Source organism: Leptospira selangorensis, from assembly GCF_004769405.1.
GTDB lineage: Bacteria > Spirochaetota > Leptospiria > Leptospirales > Leptospiraceae > Leptospira_B > Leptospira_B selangorensis.
Genome location: NZ_RQES01000024.1, coordinates 175,777 through 195,095 on the forward strand (window position 1 = coordinate 175,777; position 19,319 = coordinate 195,095).

The 19,319-nt window shown below is 40.5% G+C and carries 18 protein-coding genes; 11 read left to right on the forward strand and 7 right to left on the reverse strand.

Going from position 1 to position 19,319, the window contains the following annotated elements:
• Positions 1 to 2: 2 nt before the first annotated feature.
• Both EHO58_RS18755 and EHO58_RS18760 read left to right on the forward strand, forming a co-directional pair.
• On the forward strand, positions 3 to 1,292 hold the full coding sequence (locus EHO58_RS18755) for an aminopeptidase P N-terminal domain-containing protein (RefSeq protein ID WP_135680925.1): 1,290 nt from the start codon (positions 3 to 5) through the stop codon (positions 1,290 to 1,292).
• Between the two features lie 254 nt (positions 1,293 to 1,546).
• Positions 1,547 to 1,978, forward strand: a complete 432-nt coding sequence (locus EHO58_RS18760; protein ID WP_135680926.1) for a hypothetical protein — start codon at positions 1,547 to 1,549, stop codon at positions 1,976 to 1,978.
• A 197-nt stretch (positions 1,979 to 2,175) separates the two neighbouring features.
• On the opposite strand, the gene EHO58_RS18765 is transcribed toward EHO58_RS18760, so the two are convergent.
• Positions 2,176 to 3,354 (reverse strand): M20 metallopeptidase family protein, encoded by a 1,179-nt coding sequence (locus EHO58_RS18765; protein ID WP_135680927.1) that lies wholly within the window; start codon positions 3,352 to 3,354, stop codon positions 2,176 to 2,178.
• A gap of 126 nt (positions 3,355 to 3,480) precedes the next feature.
• On the opposite strand from EHO58_RS18765, the gene EHO58_RS18770 reads away from it, so the two are divergent.
• Entirely contained in the window at positions 3,481 to 4,698 is a 1,218-nt protein-coding gene (locus EHO58_RS18770; protein WP_135680928.1) for a PQQ-dependent sugar dehydrogenase, read from the forward strand.
• A 2-nt stretch (positions 4,699 to 4,700) separates the two neighbouring features.
• On the opposite strand, the gene EHO58_RS18775 is transcribed toward EHO58_RS18770, so the two are convergent.
• Positions 4,701 to 6,275: an FAD-dependent thymidylate synthase gene (locus tag EHO58_RS18775; RefSeq protein ID WP_135680929.1), complete on the reverse strand. Its 1,575-nt coding sequence runs from the start codon at positions 6,273 to 6,275 to the stop codon at positions 4,701 to 4,703.
• Between the two features lie 152 nt (positions 6,276 to 6,427).
• Between EHO58_RS18775 and EHO58_RS18780 the strand changes: the two genes are divergently transcribed.
• Together EHO58_RS18780 and EHO58_RS18785 are read left to right on the forward strand one after the other, a co-directional pair.
• Entirely contained in the window at positions 6,428 to 7,417 is a 990-nt protein-coding gene (locus EHO58_RS18780; protein WP_135680930.1) for an aldo/keto reductase, read from the forward strand.
• Between the two features lie 3 nt (positions 7,418 to 7,420).
• Positions 7,421 to 8,020, forward strand: a complete 600-nt coding sequence (locus tag EHO58_RS18785; protein WP_135680931.1) for a TetR/AcrR family transcriptional regulator — start codon at positions 7,421 to 7,423, stop codon at positions 8,018 to 8,020.
• A 95-nt stretch (positions 8,021 to 8,115) separates the two neighbouring features.
• Here the strand turns inward: EHO58_RS18785 and EHO58_RS18790 are convergent, their stop codons facing one another.
• From EHO58_RS18790 to EHO58_RS18805, 4 genes are all read right to left on the reverse strand, one after another.
• Positions 8,116 to 11,406 (reverse strand): efflux RND transporter permease subunit, encoded by a 3,291-nt coding sequence (locus tag EHO58_RS18790; protein ID WP_135680932.1) that lies wholly within the window; start codon positions 11,404 to 11,406, stop codon positions 8,116 to 8,118.
• 126 nt (positions 11,407 to 11,532) lie between these two features.
• Positions 11,533 to 12,261, reverse strand: coding sequence for a class I SAM-dependent methyltransferase (locus EHO58_RS18795; protein WP_135680933.1), 729 nt, complete (start codon positions 12,259 to 12,261; stop codon positions 11,533 to 11,535).
• A complete protein-coding gene (locus EHO58_RS18800) occupies positions 12,261 to 13,565 on the reverse strand; it encodes an adenylate/guanylate cyclase domain-containing protein (RefSeq protein WP_135680934.1) in 1,305 nt (434 codons plus the stop codon). Before EHO58_RS18800 ends, EHO58_RS18795 begins: the two co-directional genes overlap by 1 nt.
• 39 nt (positions 13,566 to 13,604) lie before the next feature.
• A complete protein-coding gene (locus EHO58_RS18805; RefSeq protein WP_135680982.1) occupies positions 13,605 to 14,978 on the reverse strand; it encodes an MptA/MptB family glycosyltransferase in 1,374 nt (457 codons plus the stop codon).
• Positions 14,979 to 15,058: 80 nt separating this feature from the next.
• On the opposite strand from EHO58_RS18805, the gene EHO58_RS18810 reads away from it, so the two are divergent.
• The 4 genes from EHO58_RS18810 to EHO58_RS18825 all read left to right on the forward strand — a co-directional run bounded on the left by EHO58_RS18810 (position 15,059) and on the right by EHO58_RS18825 (position 17,658).
• Entirely contained in the window at positions 15,059 to 15,544 is a 486-nt protein-coding gene (locus EHO58_RS18810; RefSeq protein WP_100724610.1) for a DUF4395 domain-containing protein, read from the forward strand.
• A 21-nt stretch (positions 15,545 to 15,565) separates the two neighbouring features.
• Positions 15,566 to 15,907: an arsenosugar biosynthesis-associated peroxidase-like protein gene (locus tag EHO58_RS18815; RefSeq protein ID WP_100724611.1), complete on the forward strand. Its 342-nt coding sequence runs from the start codon at positions 15,566 to 15,568 to the stop codon at positions 15,905 to 15,907.
• A gap of 14 nt (positions 15,908 to 15,921) precedes the next feature.
• A complete protein-coding gene (gene arsS, locus EHO58_RS18820) occupies positions 15,922 to 16,965 on the forward strand; it encodes an arsenosugar biosynthesis radical SAM (seleno)protein ArsS (protein ID WP_135680935.1) in 1,044 nt (347 codons plus the stop codon).
• Between the two features lie 159 nt (positions 16,966 to 17,124).
• Positions 17,125 to 17,658: an LIC20153 family lipoprotein gene (locus tag EHO58_RS18825; RefSeq protein ID WP_135627284.1), complete on the forward strand. Its 534-nt coding sequence runs from the start codon at positions 17,125 to 17,127 to the stop codon at positions 17,656 to 17,658.
• Positions 17,659 to 17,689: 31 nt separating this feature from the next.
• Here EHO58_RS18825 and EHO58_RS18830 read toward each other — a convergent pair whose 3' ends face one another.
• Complete coding sequence (locus EHO58_RS18830) at positions 17,690 to 18,292, reverse strand: TetR/AcrR family transcriptional regulator (protein WP_135680936.1); 603 nt, start codon at positions 18,290 to 18,292, stop codon at positions 17,690 to 17,692.
• A 106-nt stretch (positions 18,293 to 18,398) separates the two neighbouring features.
• Here EHO58_RS18830 and EHO58_RS18835 point away from each other — a divergent pair, with 106 nt between their 5' ends.
• Together EHO58_RS18835 and EHO58_RS19840 are read left to right on the forward strand one after the other, a co-directional pair.
• The gene (locus EHO58_RS18835; protein ID WP_135627282.1) at positions 18,399 to 19,112 is read left to right on the forward strand and encodes a nitroreductase; all 714 of its coding nucleotides are present in this window, start codon (positions 18,399 to 18,401) and stop codon (positions 19,110 to 19,112) included.
• 117 nt (positions 19,113 to 19,229) lie between these two features.
• Positions 19,230 to 19,313 carry a potassium-transporting ATPase subunit F gene (locus EHO58_RS19840; RefSeq protein ID WP_135627436.1) on the forward strand — a complete coding sequence of 28 codons (84 nt, stop codon included), beginning with the start codon at positions 19,230 to 19,232 and terminating at the stop codon, positions 19,311 to 19,313.
• Positions 19,314 to 19,319 lie beyond the last annotated feature (6 nt).

Below are 19,319 nucleotides of genomic sequence, written 5' to 3' on the forward strand. Positions count from 1 at the left end.
TTATGGACCAAAACATTTTTAGAAAACGGATCCGAGAAATTCAGAATCTTTTAAAAGAATCGGAAGTCCTACTCATCTTTGCTGCTCCTCAGAAGATCCGTAATAGAGATGTGGAGTATAAGTTTAGGCAGGACTCAGATTATTATTATCTGACAGGTATTGAGGAAGAAGACGGTGTTTTGGTCTTACGTAGGGACTTCTCTTCTCATTTTGCACTTCCTAAAGATAAAGAAAAAGAAATTTGGACAGGGATTCGTCTAGGCAAAGAAGAAATTAAGAGAAGATTAGAACTGGATCAAAGTTTTGATCTTGGAGAATGGGATTCTAAAATTTCCGATATTCTCACAAATCAGTTCACCTTATATCATTTTTTCGGAAAGGACTCCAAAAGAGATTCAGAGTTACTCGAACTAATCAGCTCATTAAATAGAAGATTGAGAGAAGGTAAATTCGGCCCTCAAAGATGGGAGATCCCTAATTTTCTTCATGAAATGAGAATGTTAAAATCTCAAGAAGAGATCGAAAAATTAAAAGAGTCTTCCAGGATCACTGCTCTCGGTCACGAAAGATTATTCAGAGAAACTAAAGTAGGAATGTACGAATTCGAGTTAGAGTCCATTCTTGAATCTGAATATTTGAAACATGGGGCCTGGGGTGGGGGTTACGGTCATATAGTTGCCGCAGGAAAAAATGCAACCATTCTGCATTATACCACCAATCGTGCAAAGATCGGTGATAACGAACTTATTTTAGTGGATAGCGGAGCTGAGAAGGATTATTATACCGCAGACGTTACTCGCGTTTTCCCTTCCGGGAAAAAATTCACTTCAGAGCAGAGAACCATCTACCAATTAGTTTTGGATGTGCAGAAACAAGCGATCTTGGATACAAAACAAGGCGTCGAATTTAATGCTGTACATGAGAAGACCGTTAAAAATTTAACCTCCGGATTGATCGATCTGGGTTTATTGAAGGGCGAACTTTCTGAAGTTATTGAGAAAGGAGAATACCGCAGGTTTTATATGCATAGGACCGGTCATTATCTTGGAATGGATGTACATGATGTGGGGCGCTATTTCGAGAATGGAAAAAGTAAACCTATGCAGAACGGTCTTGTGGTAACAGTAGAACCTGGATTATATTTTGATCCTACAGATGAGACAATTCCTGCAGGTTTCCGAGGTATCGGCGTTAGAATAGAGGATGATGTTTTGGTGAATGGGGATACTCCTATTGTTCTGACATCTATGATCGCAAAAGAAGTGGATGAAATTGAGGCGATGAGGAACTGATATATTTTTTCAATTCAATTTCCATGATATAGACCGGAATATTGATTCCGCGATATTCTTAATCTGTGGAGACCCTGTCGGCTTTTTGGTTGACTGAGGCTTCGATCTCTTGTTTACGTCTCCAAACTTTTCGTCTTAGCGCTAAAACTCGACCTAAGATGAACTAAATTCAAAAATTTTAATATTCTTCCCGTTTTTCATTTGAAGATAACTGCTCTATATTATGGATTCGATCTCAACATTCGGGAGCGAATATGGAAGAAGTTTTTAGAAAACAAATTTTAGAGAACAAAGGAATGATCCAAATTGATTGGAGAATCCCTCTGGAAATGGAATCGATTTGGAGAGATGCTGTCTTATATTTAGGAGAGCCGAAGGAGATCCTACAATTCATGATTTCCTCTTTTAAAGAAAGAAAGCGAACGGGTAGAATTCTAAAAGTCGACTTTGAAAAAGTAAAAAGTAGCGATTCCAGAAAAAGGATCAGGGTGTATGGCTCTGATTATTGGGAAGCTATGGGTTACGCTCATGAAAGAAATGTGTCTACTAGCAGTTTTTTAAGTTCACATTTGAGAATGGAGTGGATCTTAAGTTCGGGATTTCGGTCGATTCGGAAAGAAAATCCGGAACTGAAAAAGGAAACTTCTAAAAACGAAGAAAAGTTTCTGCCCTGGGACGCAGCGTGAATGCTGCATGGAATGTTGGAATTCCAACATTATATGTGGGTGTAAATTGGAGTTGTGGTTTAGAGGTTTTTAGTGTATAGGGGAAATGGCTTCTCCCACAAGCCCACCTCCTCCACCCGAACTTGGGTGGGGGCGGTTTCCCTTCTATGTAGGAGTTCCAACAAACGGTCGATCCCGCATCAGGAACTCCTACATCTTCAGTTACTTTCCAAATAAAGTCTGATTGCTTCCTTCATCACAGATAAACCGATCGGCAGAGAAGTTTCATCTATATCAAACTTAGAGCTATGATGTGGATGGATAAGGCCTTTTTCTTCATTCATGGAGCCTACGAAAAAATAACATCCAGGGACCTTCATTAAAAATGCAGAGAAGTCTTCTCCGCCCATAGTCTTTGCATGTTCTTCTGTAACTGAATTTGGACCTAAAATATTCTCCGAAGCCTTTCGGACAATATTTGCCATTTCTGGATGATTGATTGTTGGGGCGTTTGTTCTTTCGTAATGAATGGTCGCCTTTGCGCCGAAAGCAGAAGCAGTATTCTCCACGACTCTTTTGAATAATTCAGGCGCCTTATCAAACATTTCTTTTGTGAATGTTCGGATCGTACCTTTTAGCTCAGCAGTTTCTGATATTACGTTAAATGCATGTCCTGCATGAAATGCGCCTACTGTTACCACACAAGAATCCAAAGGATCAGTGTTTCGTGATACGATACTTTGCAGAGCGGTGACTATATGAGAGCCTACTAATATAGGATCCACTGTATGTTGAGGCATAGCTCCGTGACCGCTAATCCCTTGCACAGTAATTTGGAATTCATCTACTGCGGCCATCATCGGGCCGTCTACGATCCCTACTTTACCTACAGGAATATGATTCCAAACATGAAGAGCCAATGCGGCAGAAACATCATATTTTTCTAATATTCCTTCCTCTATCATTCGGTCCGCACCTTGGCCACCTTCTTCTGCCGGTTGGAATACCAATAAAACTCTTCCTTTAGGAACTATTGCGCTTGGACTTTCTTTTAGTTCCGAGGCAAGCCCCATTAAAACAGAAGTGTGAGCGTCATGCCCACATGCATGCATAACTCCATTATGAACTGAAGTGTAATCCGTCTTATTTTCTTCAAAAATAGGAAGAGCATCCATATCCGCTCTTACCAAAAGAGTTTTGCCCGGTTTTCCTGAATCTATCAAACAAGCAATCCCAGTTTTTGCGATCCCAGCTTGGAAACTATAACCTAAGGATTCCAAATGTTTGGAGACGAAATCCGCCGTCCCAACTTCTTCATATCTAAGTTCAGGATGTTTGTGAATGAATCTGCGGTATTGGACCAGTTCTGCGGTCCTTGTAGGGGAGATTGTTTTCATGATCTGTTCTAGGATGATTTACTCTGAAATCGGTTTTTAGTCCCTCCTTTTTTTATTTTTTCGAAAAGAGAGAAACCTGGTCTTTCGGCTTGTTTTCTATGTTAGAAGGATCATAAATTAAATAAGATGGGACTTACATCTAAAATCCAAAGGATCTGCATTTATACGATCTTCTTATGTTTTCTATCTTTTGCACAATGTTCTAAGCCCAATCATTCTAATATTCCACTTCTTCCTTTCTTATCAGGATGTAGTGAAGATAGAAACCCTCCTTGTTTGAAACTTACCGAGATTGCTTCCGGGTTCAATGCTCCATTGTTTCTTGTTTCTCCATCTGGAGATACGAGTCGGATCTTTGTTTTGGAACAAGGAGGAAAGGTCCGCTTAATCAAAGACGGCACTCTTCTTACTTCACCTTTTTTAGATCTTGGATCAGAAGGCCTGGATCTAATTTTATTCTCAGGAGAAAGAGGCTTACTCGGTCTAACATTTCATCCAAATTATAATTCTAACGGAAGGTTTTGGGTGAACTATACTCGCAAATCGGATGGGGCTACTGTGGTTGCAGAATATGCCAGATCTTCTTCCGATCCTAATCTTGCAAACTCAGGTTCCGGTTCCGTTTTGTTTACAGTTAACCAACCATTCACTAATCATAATGGAGGAATGCTGGCCTTCGATACTGGAGGTTATCTTTTGGTAGGAATGGGTGATGGAGGAGGGTCCGGTGATCCGAATAACGAAGCCCAGAATCTGGAATCTTCTCTGGGTAAAATTTTAAGGATAGATATAGATAATTATCCTACACCCGCTCCTGGAAATAGGCCTGCAACCGGATTAGAAAATCCTCATATATGGGACTGGGGTCTTAGAAATCCTTGGAGATTTAGTTTGGATCGGGGAACCGGAGATTTATACATTGCGGATGTAGGGCAAAACGATTACGAAGAATTGAATATAGAACTCGCGAACACAGGAATTAAAAATTACGGATGGAGGCTCACGGAAGGAAATCATTGTTATAACCCTTCTGTCGGATGTAATACTTCGGGGATCAGTTTTCCGAAATTAGAATATAGTCATTTTGTAGGAAGTTCTATCACTGGCGGTTATGTATATAGGGGATCGAACTTTCCTGAATTAAACGGAAGATACTTTTACGGCGACTTTATTACAGGTAAGATCTGGTCCATTCTTTGGGATGGTACCAAAGTAAATGGCCTCATAGAACATACTTCCGAAATGGGATTTTCTTCCAATGTATCTTCTTTTGGTGAAGATGCAAATGGAGAAATCTACGTGGTAGACTATAACGGAAAAATTTTCAGAATAGAAATACGATAGAACTACAGAGTTCTATCGTACTCATCCAGTTCTCTTTTCCAAACTTGGGTTCCGCAATAATGGTCCCCTTCAGGGCAATAAGGTTTGATATCACCTTGTAAGCGGATCCAGCAAGGAGCCTTGATCCATTTTGCGATCTCCGGTTGGACCTTTGTCAGATCTATAAGTTCATTGATAGAAGCCTGGAAAATTTCTTCCTGAGCATTATAACAGGTTCTCGCTCTCCATTTATGATGAAGATTTAATAGATCCCCACTTTCATAAAAACGGACCGGGAAAGCATTCGGAAGAAGATAAGAAGCATGTTCAGGAGATCCTCCTGCTTCAATAAAACGGTTCAAATTCTTGAAAATACCGTCCATTTTTCTTCTATAAGTTTCTTCTAATTGAGGATATTTTAATACTACTTTAGGAACGATATAGTCCGGCATTCCGGTATATTGGCTCATTAGTACCGGACGAGAACCTGGCACCATTCTATGTCTTTGGTCTTGGCTATCCGCAGAGTGAGAAATTCTCTTTTTGAATGAATAATGGACATTGAACATCGCTCTGGAAAGAGGACTCATTGTGGTTTCATTTAAAGTAGAAGTCAGATGTTTGTTCTTAGAAGGATCCATCACGAGTCGGATTGCTTCTTCATCATTTAGCGAATTTTTAGATAAACCTAAAACCGCACGGACAGAAGAAGCCAAAACTTCAGGTCCATTAGAAGAATAGGAAACCAATCTTGCGTAACGATTGTCCATATCCTCATCGAATTCTCTTACAAAATTTTTAGCTGCTTCCGGTCTATATTCGGAATGTCCATCTTGGTAGAAGTCTTTGAAAAATTTATACTCTGCAGTTTCTTCCAGAGGGATCGGGTCATCCATTTCTTCCACATAAAGAGGATCGATCTCTTTTACTTTTTCTATCATCTCTTCTACAACTAAACGTTGTTCCTCAGGTGCATCGAAAGAATTCATCAATCGATGGTATCTATGAAGGGTAAGCCCGTTTACCGAGTGATATAAATAAGTATAAGTTCCTAAAGGAAGAAGGTAACGCGCTACTTCTAAGCATTTCTTCTTAATTGGAAGCTGCCATTTTTCAGGATAATTTGCGCGAGCCTTATAAACTAGGAAATATTCGTCCTGGATGAATGAATGTAATAATTCCACATATTCAAAATATGCGTTAGATGCATATTCTATCGCTTCCAGATAATATTCTTTCTGTTTTCCTGAAAGAGTAGGTGGGATATAATAATTTTCCTTTTTAACTTCTACGTATCTTTGGCTCACCTGTTCCGAGTTATAGTACGGATGAGAATGTAGAAAGGACCAAACGAACTGACGGGATACCTTGTCCAATGTGAATATAAAATGAGGATGTTGTCTTGTGGTGAGGTGGCCGGCCTTCTTAGTGGATTTGGCTACCTTGTCCCTGATCTCCAGAGATTTTTCAGTGCGGATCATATCCTCAGGGAGCAAAATCCCCTTGGAAGAATAGCAAGTCCGAGCGGAAGCGATCGCTAGATTGAAAGGTTCTCTAGTCGCATCTAAAAGTTGAACGATCGGTTTTTGGTGATCCATGGATTTGCTACTCCGGAACGCTAGAATGGTATTATGTCGGAAAGCGAAAAGCAAGAAATGTGGGAATTCCCACAAAAATCAGGTTCAGAAAAGGCTTGCCATTTAGTTACAAATAATAAAAAATGTAAATTGTAACTAAATGGAGGTTTCGAATGAAACTGAGAAAATTAGGCAAAAACGGCCCCGAGGTTTCCCAAGTCGGTTTGGGTTGTATGGGGATGTCGGACTTTTACGGAACAAAAGAGACCAGAAACAGGCAGGAATCCATCGCGACCATTCATGAGGCCTTAGATTCAGGGATCAATTTTCTGAACACCGGAGACTTCTACGGGATTGGTCATAACGAACTTTTGATCTCGGAAGCGTTGAAGGGTAGAAAAACCAAACCAATGATCAGTGTGAAGTTCGGCGGACTTCGCAATCCAAATGGCGCATTCATAGGATATGATTTCAGACCGAACTCTGTGAAAAACTTCGCAGCACATTCTCTTACCAGGCTTGGAGTAGATGTGATCGATATTTACCAGGCTTCCAGGGTCGATCCGGAAGTTCCAATCGAGGACACTGTAGGTGCGATTGCAGATTTGATCAAGGAAGGATATGTACGTTATCTTGGACTTTCGGAAGCTTCTCCTGAAAATTTAAGAAGGGCTCATAAAGTTCATCCGGTCACTGCTTTGGAAATTGAATATTCTTTAGCAACTCGTGTGATCGAGAAGGAACTCCTTGAAACTGCGAGAGAGCTTGGAGTCGCGATCGTTCCGTACGGAATTGTGGGAAGAGGACTTCTTACCGGAAAGATAGAAAGTTCTTTAGGAGTTGCCGATTTTAGATCCATTTCTCCTCGCTTCCAGGGAAAAAACCTTGAAGCGAATTTGGAGCGTGTGAGTCTGCTTCAAGAGCTTGCAAAGAAGAAGGGTTGTACTACTGCCCAACTTGCTATCGCTTGGGTGCTTCATAAAGGAGAAGATATTTTTCCTCTGATCGGTTCCACAAGAAGAGAAAGTTTAAGGGAAAATTTAGAAGCTCTTTCGGTCCAATTAACTCCGGAAGAAGTGAAAACCTTGGATGATACTTTTCCGGAAGGAGCCTTCCAAGGAGATAGATATCCTTCTCATTCGATGCAGCTCGTCGTAAAATGAGAGATGCCTAAAACAGGTTTAAAGCCAGAAGAACTACAAGAAAAAGTGCTCGATGCCGCTGAAATTGAGATCAGAAGAAACGGTGTCGAGCGTTTGAAACTTACTGACGTGGCTAGAAATCTAAATCTTAGCCACGCCGCATTATATAAACATTTCGCAGACAAAGAAGCATTACTCGATTCCATTTCTAAAAGATGGTTGGATCGTATCGATCTTGCTCTCGCAGAAGTTTCCTCGAAAACAAGTCCATTGGAAGAAAGAATTTTAGAGTGGCTAATGACTCTTCATATGATGAAAAGAGAGAAGGTCCAGTCGGATCCAAGAATTTATACTGCATTCAATAATTCCGCAGAGAAAACAAGACCGTTCGTTAAAAAACATATCCAGACAATGTATATACAACTGGAAGCGATGGTCCAAGAAGGAATCCAAAAAGGATTATTTTTTTGTAATACTCCTAAGGAAGGAGCAAGGATCATTTTCGAAGGGACTGCCGCCTTCCATCATCCTAGAATGGTATTCGATAATATAGAAGAAGATCGGATCGAGTTTTTAAGATCCGTTGTGTCCACACTCCTGTCTGGATTAAAAAGTAAAAGATAAGGGCGGCTCCTCGCTTCGCTCGGACCAGGCTACTTCGGGCTGCGCTATCGCTCCGGTCCTTCGGACTTCCCCTGCGTATCCTTGCCGCGGGGAATTTACTTCCTCTTCTTCCCCCCGTTTTTGGAACGTTTGGATTTAGAGCTTCCCACTTCTTCCGGTTCTTCATGAGTAACCTCTTCTGAATCCCAGGAAACTTCTTCCAATGTTTGTGGAATTCTTTCATGGGCTCTGGAAGCTTGGAATTCAGACTCTAATTTTCTTTTACGAGCTTCTTTTCTTCTTTCCTGGTCTTGGTAAATATTCAGTAGGAATTCCATCACGATAGGAAGAAGTACTCGAGAAAGAACTGTCGCAACGATTACTCCGAAGATCACCACGGTTGCCAAAGGTCTTTGCACTTCCGCTCCAGCCATGGTAGATATCGCCATCGGAATAAATCCGACTGCGGCAATGATCTCAGTTGTCATTACCGGACGAAGTGAATGAAGTCCCGCAGACAACACCGCTTTGGAGATAGTGATACCTTTTTCTAATTCTTCTTTGAGAGTGGAGGCGTATACAACCCCGTTCAATACTGCGATACCGCTCACCGCGATAAATCCAACACCGGCAGGAATACTGAAAGGAAGTCCTCTAAGCACAAGGCCTATGATCCCTCCCGCGACTGCGAGTGGTACTACGATGAATACTCCCGCTGCATAATAAATATTTCCGAATGCAGCGATTAACATCACGAAGATGATTCCGAGTGCGATTGGAACTACGAGCATTAATCTATTTTTCGCTCTTTGGAAGTTCTCGAACTGACCACCCCAATCCGTTCTATAACCTTCCGGTAGAGTTTTTTCTATATCGGCTGTGACTTTTTGTGCTTCATTTACGAAACCTACTAAGTCTCTTCCTCGTACGTTTGCTTCTACCATGATCCTACGTTTTAACGACTCTCTGTAAATTGCCGCAGGACCCTCTACAAATTCGATGGTCGCTACTTGTCCCAGAGGAACCGTAACTCCGGTAGAAGTCATGACCGGAATGTTTTCCAATTTATCCAGATCCGAAACATCTAACTGAAGACGAACTACTAAGTCGAATCGTTTGAATCCTTCGAATACTTTTCCTGCCTTTCTTCCTATACGTAATGATTCTACGGTGGTTAAGATCTCTTCTGCGGCTACGCCGTAACGCGCCATCTTCTGTCTGTCTGCTTTGATTTGGATTAAAGGAAGCCCTAGAACTCTTTGTACTCTTAAGTCTGCAGCTCCCGGAACCTTCTTGATCTTATCCGCAAATTTGGATGCGGTATCTTTTAGGGTTTGGAGATCATCTCCATAAATTTTAATTACCACGTCCGCTTTAGATCCGGAGAGAAGTGCATTTACCCTGTTTTCGATCGGTTGTGAAAGTGAGATCGTACTAGAAGGAACTGATTTTAAGATCGCGTCCTTCATTTTATCCATAAGTTCGTCTCGGGAAGAAGCGGATGTCCATTCTTTAGGAGGAATGAGTTTCACCATGGATTCTCCTTCTTCCGTTCCTATCGGTTCCGCTGCTGACTCACCTCGACCCATCTTACTAACTACACTCGTTACTTCAGGGAACTGAGCTATTACCCTCTCTATTTCGGTATTCGTATCTCTGGAATAATTGATAGAAGTAGAGGGTAATCTTTTGATATCTATCGCAAATTCTCCCTCATCTATTCGGGGAAGGAATTCGGATCCTAAAGTAGATCCTAATATTAGAGAAACTGCAAATACGCCTAGGCCTGCTCTTAAGAATAACTTTTTGTTTGCCATTCCGAAGTCGAGAAGTTGCATATACAGCTCTTCCGCTCTGTCCCAAAACTTACTATGATGGAATACTGGAGTTTGGAATAAGATACTCGCCGCAGCGGGAAAGGTTGTAAGAGAGAATAAAAGCGCCATGGCAAGTGAGATTGCAACAGTCATCGCCATAGGTTTGAACATTCTACCTTCTACACCTTCTAATGTCATGAGAGGTAGGTATACTAGCAAGATAATCCCTACGGAGAAAGCTGCTGCTCTCGCCACCCTCACACAGGAATCGGTAATGATCTGTTCTGCCGCAAGTTTCCTATCTTCTTGTGAATTCTGTTGTTCATAGAATGCTTGTTTTAAGATAAAACCGTGAAGAACTGATTCCAACATCACAATGGTTCCGTCCACTAAGAGTCCGAAGTCCAATGCTCCCAAAGACATTAAGTTACCGACGATACCGAACATTCTCATGAATATTGTGGCGGCAAGCATTGGGATCGGAATGGATAAGCTGACTAGTAACGCACCTTTCACTGTTCCTAGTGCAAAGATCAAAACTATGATTACGAGTACCGCAGCTTCTGCCAGGTTTGTGAAGATTGTTCCTAATGTTCTTCCGATAAATTCTGAACGATCATAGAATGTTACGATCTTCATTCCTTCCGGAAGTCTGGCTCTTAGTACTTCTATTTTCTCTTTGACCTTTTTCACTACTTCCAAAGAGTTTTGGCCCATAAGCATCATTGCAGTGGCGCCTACTACTTCTCCCTTAGCATCTTTGGTCATAAGTCCGAAACGAAGTGCCGGACCGGTTTCTACAGTTGCGATCTGGCCTAAAAGAAGTGGAACTCCGTCTCTTTCTGTTTGGACTGCAACGTTACGGATCTCGTCCACGGTTTTGAACTGGCTTTCTCCACGGATCACGATCTGTTCCGCACTTTTGGTGATATAACCGCCACCTGTGTTTTGGTTGGCTGTTTCTAATTTATCACAAAGTTGAGATAATGTAATATTATGAACTGCTAATCTTTGGGGATCTATCTTGATCTGATACTGTCTTGCTTCCCCGCCGATGATATTTACGTCGATAATCCCTTCGGTTGATTTAATCTCCCTTGCAAGTTCCCATTCCATATAAGTCCTGAGCTCTTCCGGATTATGGCGATCACTTGTTAGAACGAATTCATAAATATCTCCAAGACCGGTTGCGATAGGGGAAAGTTCAGGACTACCATAACCTTTAGGGATCACAGCCTCTGCCGCTCTTAACCTTTCGTTAATGAGTTGCCTTGCGAAATAAATATCAGTCCCATCTTTGAAAATTACAGTAACACTACTCACTCCAGTTCTGGAAATAGAACGGATCTCTGTTACATGAGGAACTCCTGTAAGTTCCATCTCAATAGGATAAGTAATGAACTGCTCTACTTCTACAGGAGAAAGACCAGGGGACTGAGTTACAACGGAAACCTGAACGTTTGTAATATCGGGGATTGCGTCGATAGAAAGTTGATACGCATTATACAAACCTATTATGGTGATTCCTGCAGTGAGTATCAGGACGAAAATCCTGTTCTTAATGGAGAGACGTATCAGTTTATCTATCATGGAAGGGTTCCGGGCAAGGATACGTACAAATTCCCAGTAACTCCCGACTTGTCGAACGGTTTTTGGGGAAAAGGATCTCTTAAAAGTAACTATAGAAAGGAACTGATCTGAATATAAAGGGTCTAATCAAAACTTTTCAAAAAGTAAAAACTTCATCCCGTTTTTCTCATCCTTTCTTTTAAGTCCAAAATTTTTCTGAGAAACAGTTTTGATCAAATCATCGATAGGAAGGATCAGTTTGTTATACGAACTTGAAGTAACAATCCAACCTTTATCAGTTTTCTCGTGAAATATATCCGTAATATCCACTTTGTTCTGAATGAATTGTAATTGGCAGGTGAAAATTCGAGATTCTTCCGAACGGACCACGAATATACTTTTATCTCCTGGTTTTCCATAACTCAGATCTCTATAACCTAAAATTAATTTACTTCCTGGAGAAAGAAAGCTAGACCAAAGACTTACTGTTGTCTCCCAATCTTTTTCCGATTCTAAATGAGTGATCGTGTCCCCCATACATAAAAGGATTTCCGGAGAAACACCTTGGTATAAATCCCTGGATCTGATATCTGCAATCTTTGTTCTGATCTTTGTGTCCGGTTTTCTGGCCTTGATCTCAGATAATAATTTTTCATTGAAGTCTATTGCTAAAACTTGAAATCCTAATTCTTCCAAAGGAATGGATTGTATCCCACTTCCTGCTCCTAGATCCCAAGCGACCCCGTTTCCTTGGGGAGAAATCTCAAAAGATCTGAATAATTCCAGTTGGTCTTTTTCTTTAGCGGAAAGATCTCCCAACATCCAGGAATATTTTTCAGCTAAAAAGTTTTCGTAATGTGATTCCGGAGTTTGCATCAGGTTAATTTATAGATCAGGACTTCTTTTTCTCTTCCCTTTACTTTTACCGGGGGAAGTGACTCTGCTTCTAAGAAATGTTTTACATGTTCGTAAACCGTATCCGTGGCTAAAATTTCACTCCCGAAGTCTTTATTCAATTGTTCCACTCTGGACGCAAGATTGACTGTGTCTCCGATAATAGTGTATTCTTTCCTTTGGGAGGAACCTACACTTCCGGTCATTGCTTCTCCGAAATGCAGACCTATCCCGATCTTAGTTTCAGGGATCTTGCCGGAGACATTCATTTCTATTACTTTTTTCTGGATCTCTAATGCGGCAGAGACTGCATTCTTTGCATCTTTTCCATTATCAGAGAGTGGGGCGCCGAATACCGCCATAAACCCGTCCCCCAAAAATTTGTTTATAATACCATTATGTTTATTCACGATCTCTATCATATCTTCGAATAATGTATTCAAATAGGAGATTACTTCCGAAGGACTTTTGTCTTCGGAGAATTTTGTAAAGTTTCGGATATCTAAGAACATTACGCATACGTCTTTGTTTTCGGAGGCGGTATCCGCTTTTTGGCTCATCAATTTGTCCACTACGGATGGGGAAACATATTGACCGAACATTCCTAAAATTTCGTTTCTTTCTTCCAGACGTTCTACAGAGTTTTTAAGGATCTTTTTCAATCGTAAACCTACTAGCCCGGCTACGATCCCTGATGCTAAAAATAATCCGGAACGCATATATGTAGGAACTTTGGAATAGAAGAAACTATAGGCGGATTCTCCACTTAAAGGAGAGTCCGGAACAAAAAATAAACCTGTGATCAAATATTGGGTCGCAGCGATTGCTCCAGTAAATAGAGAAAGTCCAAACTCCATTCTTAAAACTGAGAGTATTATAAAAATAAAATATAAATTCGAGATAGGGGAGTTTGAAGGAACTACCGGGTGAGAATGTTTTTGGATCAAAATGAATAATATGATCCCGGGAAGGGAAGTTTCTATCAATGCGTTTCCGAATCTGGGTAGAAGTGGAAGTTTGAATTCTCTTTTTTTAAGATAATTCAGCAATTTTAAAAATCCGAATTCGTAAACAGTTCCGAATGCTAAAGCACCTATCAATACTTCGAAAGGGAATTCTATCCCTGTGCTTTGATTAAATTCTTCTTTTAAAAATAAGAATAGGATACTCCAGGAAATTCCTGCGAATGCAAAAGCGGCCAAAAGGATCTTACTTCGGATCTGTTCACTGGCCAGGATCTCTTTTTCCAGGGTATTAGATAAGGTTTCGAAATGTCTGGATAACATGGATGATTCCTAAGAAAGGGGAGAATTTTCGAAGTATATTTACCTTCTTCTATCTTTAAGCAAGAGAAAATTTTCTAAGAAGAAGGTCCCAAACACGAGAGAATATTCCAAGACCAGGGCCCAATTTTTGTCATAAAATGGAGAAGAGGAATAAGTAGAATAAGATAGTATCCAGACGGAAGATGCGACCAAGGGCCAAATCGTTTTTGTGAATACGGAGGCTGCAAGTATCGGAAGAAAATACCAAGGATGTACTGTGCTGGAAAATAAATAATAAATTCCGCATAAATGTATCCACACCGTAAGCAGAAGAGCGGTTTTGTTGTTTGTTTCTATTTTAGAAACTTTAAATGAATAAAAACAGATCGTGAAAATACTTAAGATCCCGAGTATGATCCCTGTAGAATAAGGATACCATGTATACCGGATCAAGTTTTTAAGAAGATAATAAAATCCTCCATGGAATTCGAATAATGTAAAATAGACTCCGATTCCTTTTCTCCAATGTTCTTCTAAAATTTTTCCTCCCGCTCCTGAGAATAAAAACCAAAAAAGTGCAGATCCAAATATTAGAATATTGGCGCCGAAAAAGAGTGAAATACTGCGAGCAGTTGACCTTCTGCACCAGTAAAAAAACAAAAAGGGTAGGGCTAATAAGGGAAGTATTTTGGTGAGGATAGAAGCCAGATAAAATATAGATCCTTTGAAAACTTTTCCGTTTTCCCAGGAGAGTATTCCTAAAAATAAAAAGAAAAATAGGATAGGCTCCGGATGGCCGTTCCCGATCCCTTCCCAAAGAACGAGCGGGTGGAGCCAGTATTTCAGGAAATTTCCGGATCCTTCTTCTTTTTTTCTTTTTGAGAATATATAAAGAATTCCTAATTCAAATAAAATTAAAATTCCTTTCCAGATGGAGATTGCCCAGAAAACGGAAATCCCTTTTTTTAAGAAGAACACCGGAACTAAAAATAAGAACTGCAATATGGGAGGATATACCGAATAATAATTGGGGGAATTCATTTTGGAGAGTAGTTCTTTCTCCAAGTTTTGGTCGAATCCCAAACTTACATTTATGGGAAGTTCAGAGTAAGGAGATAAACCTTCCGAGACCAAAAGCCCATCCCATAAAAAACGAAATGTATCTTCCGACAAAAATACTGGAGTAAATAAAAACCAAATCCTAAGTAAGATCCCGGCCCAGATACCGATCTTCTCATTTCCTTTTGAAAAGAACTTTAGAAATATAAAATAGAGACTTATGCTAAGGAAGAATGCTCCGCAGAGTTGCCAGATATCACTTCTTCTAAAGAATACTGGGAAGAAGGCGAGCGGGAGTGCCCAGAGGAGTAAAATTGTCGAAGTGACTACAAAACCCCGGCAATTATTTGTATATCGTACAATTATATTAACCATTTCGTTCAATATAGCGAAAATATTCTTGAATTTCCGAGAGTCGGAGTCTAACTAGGCGAAAAGGCATTGGGCAAGAAAGAATGATTCGAATCGGTAATTTTCCAGATACTGTCAATGAATATGCTGCAAGGACCGTTGCGGGCCTGGTTGTCATCTTAAGTTTGGCCGCAATAATTACGCAATCGCTTTGGTTGGTAGGAGCACTTTTCTACGGATTTTCAGCCAGAGTATTGTATGGACCGAAGTTTTCACTATTTGCAAAACTTGCGATACATGGGATCGTACCGTTACTCGGTCTTGGATCCAAAACAGTGGCAGGTCCTCCTAAGAGGTTCGCACAATTCGTAGGAGTGATCTTCAGCGGGACTGCATTTGTTCTGTTATTTTTAGGACAGGTATTCGCCTTCCAAGTTGTGCTTGGTGTTCTTGTACTTTTTGCAAGTTTAGAATCCATTTTAGGGTTTTGTGCTGGTTGTTTTGTTTTCGGATTTCTGATAAAATGGGGATGGATCCCAGAAGAAGTCTGCGAGAAGTGCAATAACCTACAATTCGTAATTAAAGAATAATTAAAATGATGGAGGCCTTTCGTGGCACAGGAAACAACCTATTATAAACCGGAAGATCTGAAAAAATTCGGAAATATCGGAGAATTCGAGCCTGACCTGGCAAAAAAGTTTTTCGACTATTACGGAGCAGTTTTTGCGGATGGAGCGTTATCTGCTAAGGAAAAATCATTGATCGCTCTTGCTGTAGCACATGTAGTACAATGTCCTTATTGTATAGATGCTTATACCACTGACACTGTAGAAAAAGGTGTAACCGAAGAACAAATCTGGGAAGCAATCCATGTAGGCGCTGCTATCCGTGGAGGAGCGACCTTAGTTCATAGCGTTCAAGCATTAAATAAAGTAAAAGAACTCGGTATATAAGGAGTTTCTAAAGTATGAGATCCCTATTAGCAAGAGGGAGCGAGCTCGCTTCTTCCAAAGAACAATTGAAAATTCTTACGGAAGTTTCCGGAAAGCTGGGTCTGCCTAGTTTTTCAGAAAAATTAAAAGAAGCAGGGCTCTATCCTTTGCGCCCGACAGGGGTAGACATACTACAAGTGAACGTGGGGAAACTCTGCAACCAGACCTGCAGGCATTGTCATGTGGATGCCGGTCCGGATCGCAGAGAGATCATGAGTAAGGAAACCATGCAGGAATGTTTGGTTGCCTTGGCCACGCCGGGTGTTACTACCTTGGACATCACCGGTGGCGCACCTGAGATGAATCCTAATTTCAGATGGTTCGTGGAAGAAGCTTCCAAATTAGGGAAGAAGATCATGATCCGTTGTAATCTTACCATTCTTCTTGCAGGAGAAAAATACAAAGACCTTCCTGAATTTTTCGCAAAACATAAAGTGGAAGTGGTTTCTAGTCTTCCTTATTTCCAAAAAAGAAGAACGGATGCCCAAAGGGGAGAAGGTGTATTCGATCGCTCTATAGAAGCATTAAGAAAGTTAAATACTGTCGGCTATGGTATCTCCGGTTCCGGACTTGTATTAAATTTAGTATATAATCCTGTGGGAGCATTTCTTGCGGGCGGTCAGTCCACTCTGGAAAATGATTTCAAAAAGGAATTAAAACAAGTACACGGAGTTGAATTTAATTCGTTATTCGCACTTACTAATATGCCTATCAGCCGTTTTTTGGAATCATTACTCGAAAACGATAATATAGATGCCTACTTAGAAAAACTTGTGACTGCATTTAATCCTGTAGCAGCGACTGCAGTTATGTGCCGCAACACGTTAAGTGTTGGTTGGGACGGAAGCCTGTACGATTGTGATTTTAACCAAATGTTAGATATGAAGATAGAAGATAAGGTAAGTAAAATATCCGAATTTAACAAATCAGTATTGGATTCCAGAGAGATCCTATTACACCAACATTGTTATGGATGTACTGCGGGAGCAGGCTCTTCTTGCGGTGGTTCCATCGCTTAAGAAAAAAAGTAAAGAAACCTGCCTTTTTTTCCAAATATCAAGCCAGAATGACAGAAATAAATATCAATTTCGGCATTTTCTTAAATATTGAGATTGAAACTCAGACCCGTTCTTGGGAAACGAGTATAAGGAACGACTGTTCTGTGGAGACAAACTCAAATGAAACAAAAAGCTATATGGTTATTATTGGTGCTTCTACTCTCGGCCTCTTTCGTTGATTGTAAGAAAGACGATGGTGAAGACCTAACAAACTTGGCAATTTTAAACACGCTTAGTGGTGGGGGAGATTGTTTAGTAGATTTCCCTGGTAAAGCAGCGGTAGGTGTGAACCGTACTCGCGTTACTGCTGGAGCTACTGGTGTACAAGTTATATGGGGAGCAATACCTTTCGTAAATCACCCGATTGCAATCGTAGAAACTCTTGGAGTTCAAACTGGTGATACTATTGTTTTTCATGGTTTGGATGTAATTGACAATCCGAATTACTCTGGGACTCAACCTACCATTTATGCGGCTTCCGATTGTCCTCTACCTGAATCGGCTTTATTTAACAATAATACAACTGTTAAATTTAACGTTTCAGGATCTGATCCATATAACTATCAAAACACTGTGTCTGGATCTTTTTACTTTTTACTTTATATAGTTGGCGCGGGAACTCCTCCAACTGTAACTGTTGATTTCCAAAATTAATTCAATAAACCTTTTCTCCGATCTGATTTCTTCAGATCGGAGATTTCTTCCCTGAATTTTTAATAATTGCATCTACCATTTCAGGCAAATCGTCTAACGCTGAAATTTTTCCTGTCAATTTCCAGATCTGCAATACTCCTTCGTAGCTAGCGAAAATTTTTCGAGCCAAGGATTGAGTATCTGCGTTTTTGGGTATCTGTCCTTTCTTCTGTCTTTCTTTTAAATAGATAGCTAAGAAGTCTACAGTTCTTAAGGCTAATTTTTTGACTTCTTCCGAGATAGAAGGAGAGGTGGATGCAATTTGAGCGGCCGTGTTTGCCATAGGGCAACCTGCGAATTCGCTATTTCTGGTCTGCCTTCTTAGAATATGTGTCCAGGCTTGTATAAAATCTCTCGCAGTCTCAGACCTGGATTGTAGTTTTTCTAATAAGACTAGTTGTTCTTTCCCATAAAATTCTATATATGCCTTTCCCAATAGATCCTTGGAAGGGTAATAATCATAAAAGCTTGCCTTTGCAGTTTGGGACTCTTGGATAATTTGATTGATCCCCGTATTCCCATAACCTTGGGTTTGGAAAAGCCTAACTGCGGTTTCCAAAATCCTATCTTTTACCCCTTTTTCTTTGGTTGACATTTTCTTTTTCCTGAGATCGAATAACAGACAGACTTGTCTGTCTGGTTCTTTCTTCTTCCAGAAAGACCGAAATTTATTAAAATGCAAGTCTAAATCGGAGGTCTATATGTCTTCTTTATCCTCAGAAACAGAATCAATCGATATATCAGGAATTGCTTCCAGTGTAGAAGAAGCTGTCTTCACTCGTCATAGTATCCGGGATTATCTTTCCAAACCTGTGGAAGATTCCGTATTAAAGGAATTATTCTCCAAGTCTTTGAGAGCACCCAGTTGGAAAAATAGTCAACCTTGGAAGGTGCATGTGGTGAGCGGTGCCAAACGGGATAAAATGGCGGAACTATTACAAGAAAGAGCTAAACAATCGGAAACTCCTGTGCCTGATACGATTTGGCCTACCGGTTTTCCATCGGATGCTAAGCGTAGAATGTTCGATCTTGGTATGAAGATCTACGGTGCTGCAGGGATTGAAAGAAAGGATAAGGAGGCCAGGGATAAGTTTATGCTTCGTAACTTCGAATTTTTTGGAGCTCCTACAGCGGTATTTATCACAACAGAATTCGAACTCAATTTTTATATCGCATTAGACATAGGCTGTTTTTTGAACACAGTTATGCTTCTTGCCAGAAGTTATGGATTAGGGACTGTTCCTCAGGCTGCATTATCCGCCTTCCCGGAAGTGGTCCGAAAAGAATTGGGATTGGCGGAATCCGAAAAAATAGTCTGCGGTTTAAGTTTGGGTTATCCTAAGCCGGACTCCGTATTAAATAAGTTTCATACACCCCGGGAAGAAGTTTCAGATTTAGTAAAATTCTATACTTAAATCTTAACGCAAAATTAACGCGTTTATAGGCTCCTCTCACGCAGGTTCGCATTGACGAATTCCAAAAAACAGGTTAAGTTTTTGGAATAGACGGAATGTTTCTGCCTGGGAGGAATCTTGTCTTATACATTTCTTATCGTTTTAGTCATTACATTATGCGGTTATCTCTCCTTCTCCATTTTAAAACCGGAAAAATTTTAGGGGATA

Excerpts from the sequence above, each read along its gene's own strand:
- EHO58_RS18755 (WP_135680925.1), top strand. The coding sequence starts at position 3 with ATGGACCAAAACATTTTTAGAAAACGGATCCGAGAAATTCAGAATCTT.
- EHO58_RS18760 (WP_135680926.1), top strand. The coding sequence starts at position 1,547 with ATGGAAGAAGTTTTTAGAAAACAAATTTTAGAGAACAAAGGAATGATC.
- EHO58_RS18765 (WP_135680927.1), bottom strand. The coding sequence starts at position 3,354 with ATGAAAACAATCTCCCCTACAAGGACCGCAGAACTGGTCCAATACCGC.
- EHO58_RS18770 (WP_135680928.1), top strand. The coding sequence starts at position 3,481 with ATGGGACTTACATCTAAAATCCAAAGGATCTGCATTTATACGATCTTC.
- EHO58_RS18775 (WP_135680929.1), bottom strand. The coding sequence starts at position 6,275 with ATGGATCACCAAAAACCGATCGTTCAACTTTTAGATGCGACTAGAGAA.
- EHO58_RS18780 (WP_135680930.1), top strand. The coding sequence starts at position 6,428 with ATGAAACTGAGAAAATTAGGCAAAAACGGCCCCGAGGTTTCCCAAGTC.
- EHO58_RS18785 (WP_135680931.1), top strand. The coding sequence starts at position 7,421 with ATGCCTAAAACAGGTTTAAAGCCAGAAGAACTACAAGAAAAAGTGCTC.
- EHO58_RS18790 (WP_135680932.1), bottom strand. The coding sequence starts at position 11,406 with ATGATAGATAAACTGATACGTCTCTCCATTAAGAACAGGATTTTCGTC.
- EHO58_RS18795 (WP_135680933.1), bottom strand. The coding sequence starts at position 12,261 with ATGCAAACTCCGGAATCACATTACGAAAACTTTTTAGCTGAAAAATAT.
- EHO58_RS18800 (WP_135680934.1), bottom strand. The coding sequence starts at position 13,565 with ATGTTATCCAGACATTTCGAAACCTTATCTAATACCCTGGAAAAAGAG.
- EHO58_RS18805 (WP_135680982.1), bottom strand. The coding sequence starts at position 14,978 with ATGGTTAATATAATTGTACGATATACAAATAATTGCCGGGGTTTTGTA.
- EHO58_RS18810 (WP_100724610.1), top strand. The coding sequence starts at position 15,059 with ATGATTCGAATCGGTAATTTTCCAGATACTGTCAATGAATATGCTGCA.
- arsS (WP_135680935.1), top strand. The coding sequence starts at position 15,922 with ATGAGATCCCTATTAGCAAGAGGGAGCGAGCTCGCTTCTTCCAAAGAA.
- EHO58_RS18825 (WP_135627284.1), top strand. The coding sequence starts at position 17,125 with ATGAAACAAAAAGCTATATGGTTATTATTGGTGCTTCTACTCTCGGCC.
- EHO58_RS18830 (WP_135680936.1), bottom strand. The coding sequence starts at position 18,292 with ATGTCAACCAAAGAAAAAGGGGTAAAAGATAGGATTTTGGAAACCGCA.
- EHO58_RS18835 (WP_135627282.1), top strand. The coding sequence starts at position 18,399 with ATGTCTTCTTTATCCTCAGAAACAGAATCAATCGATATATCAGGAATT.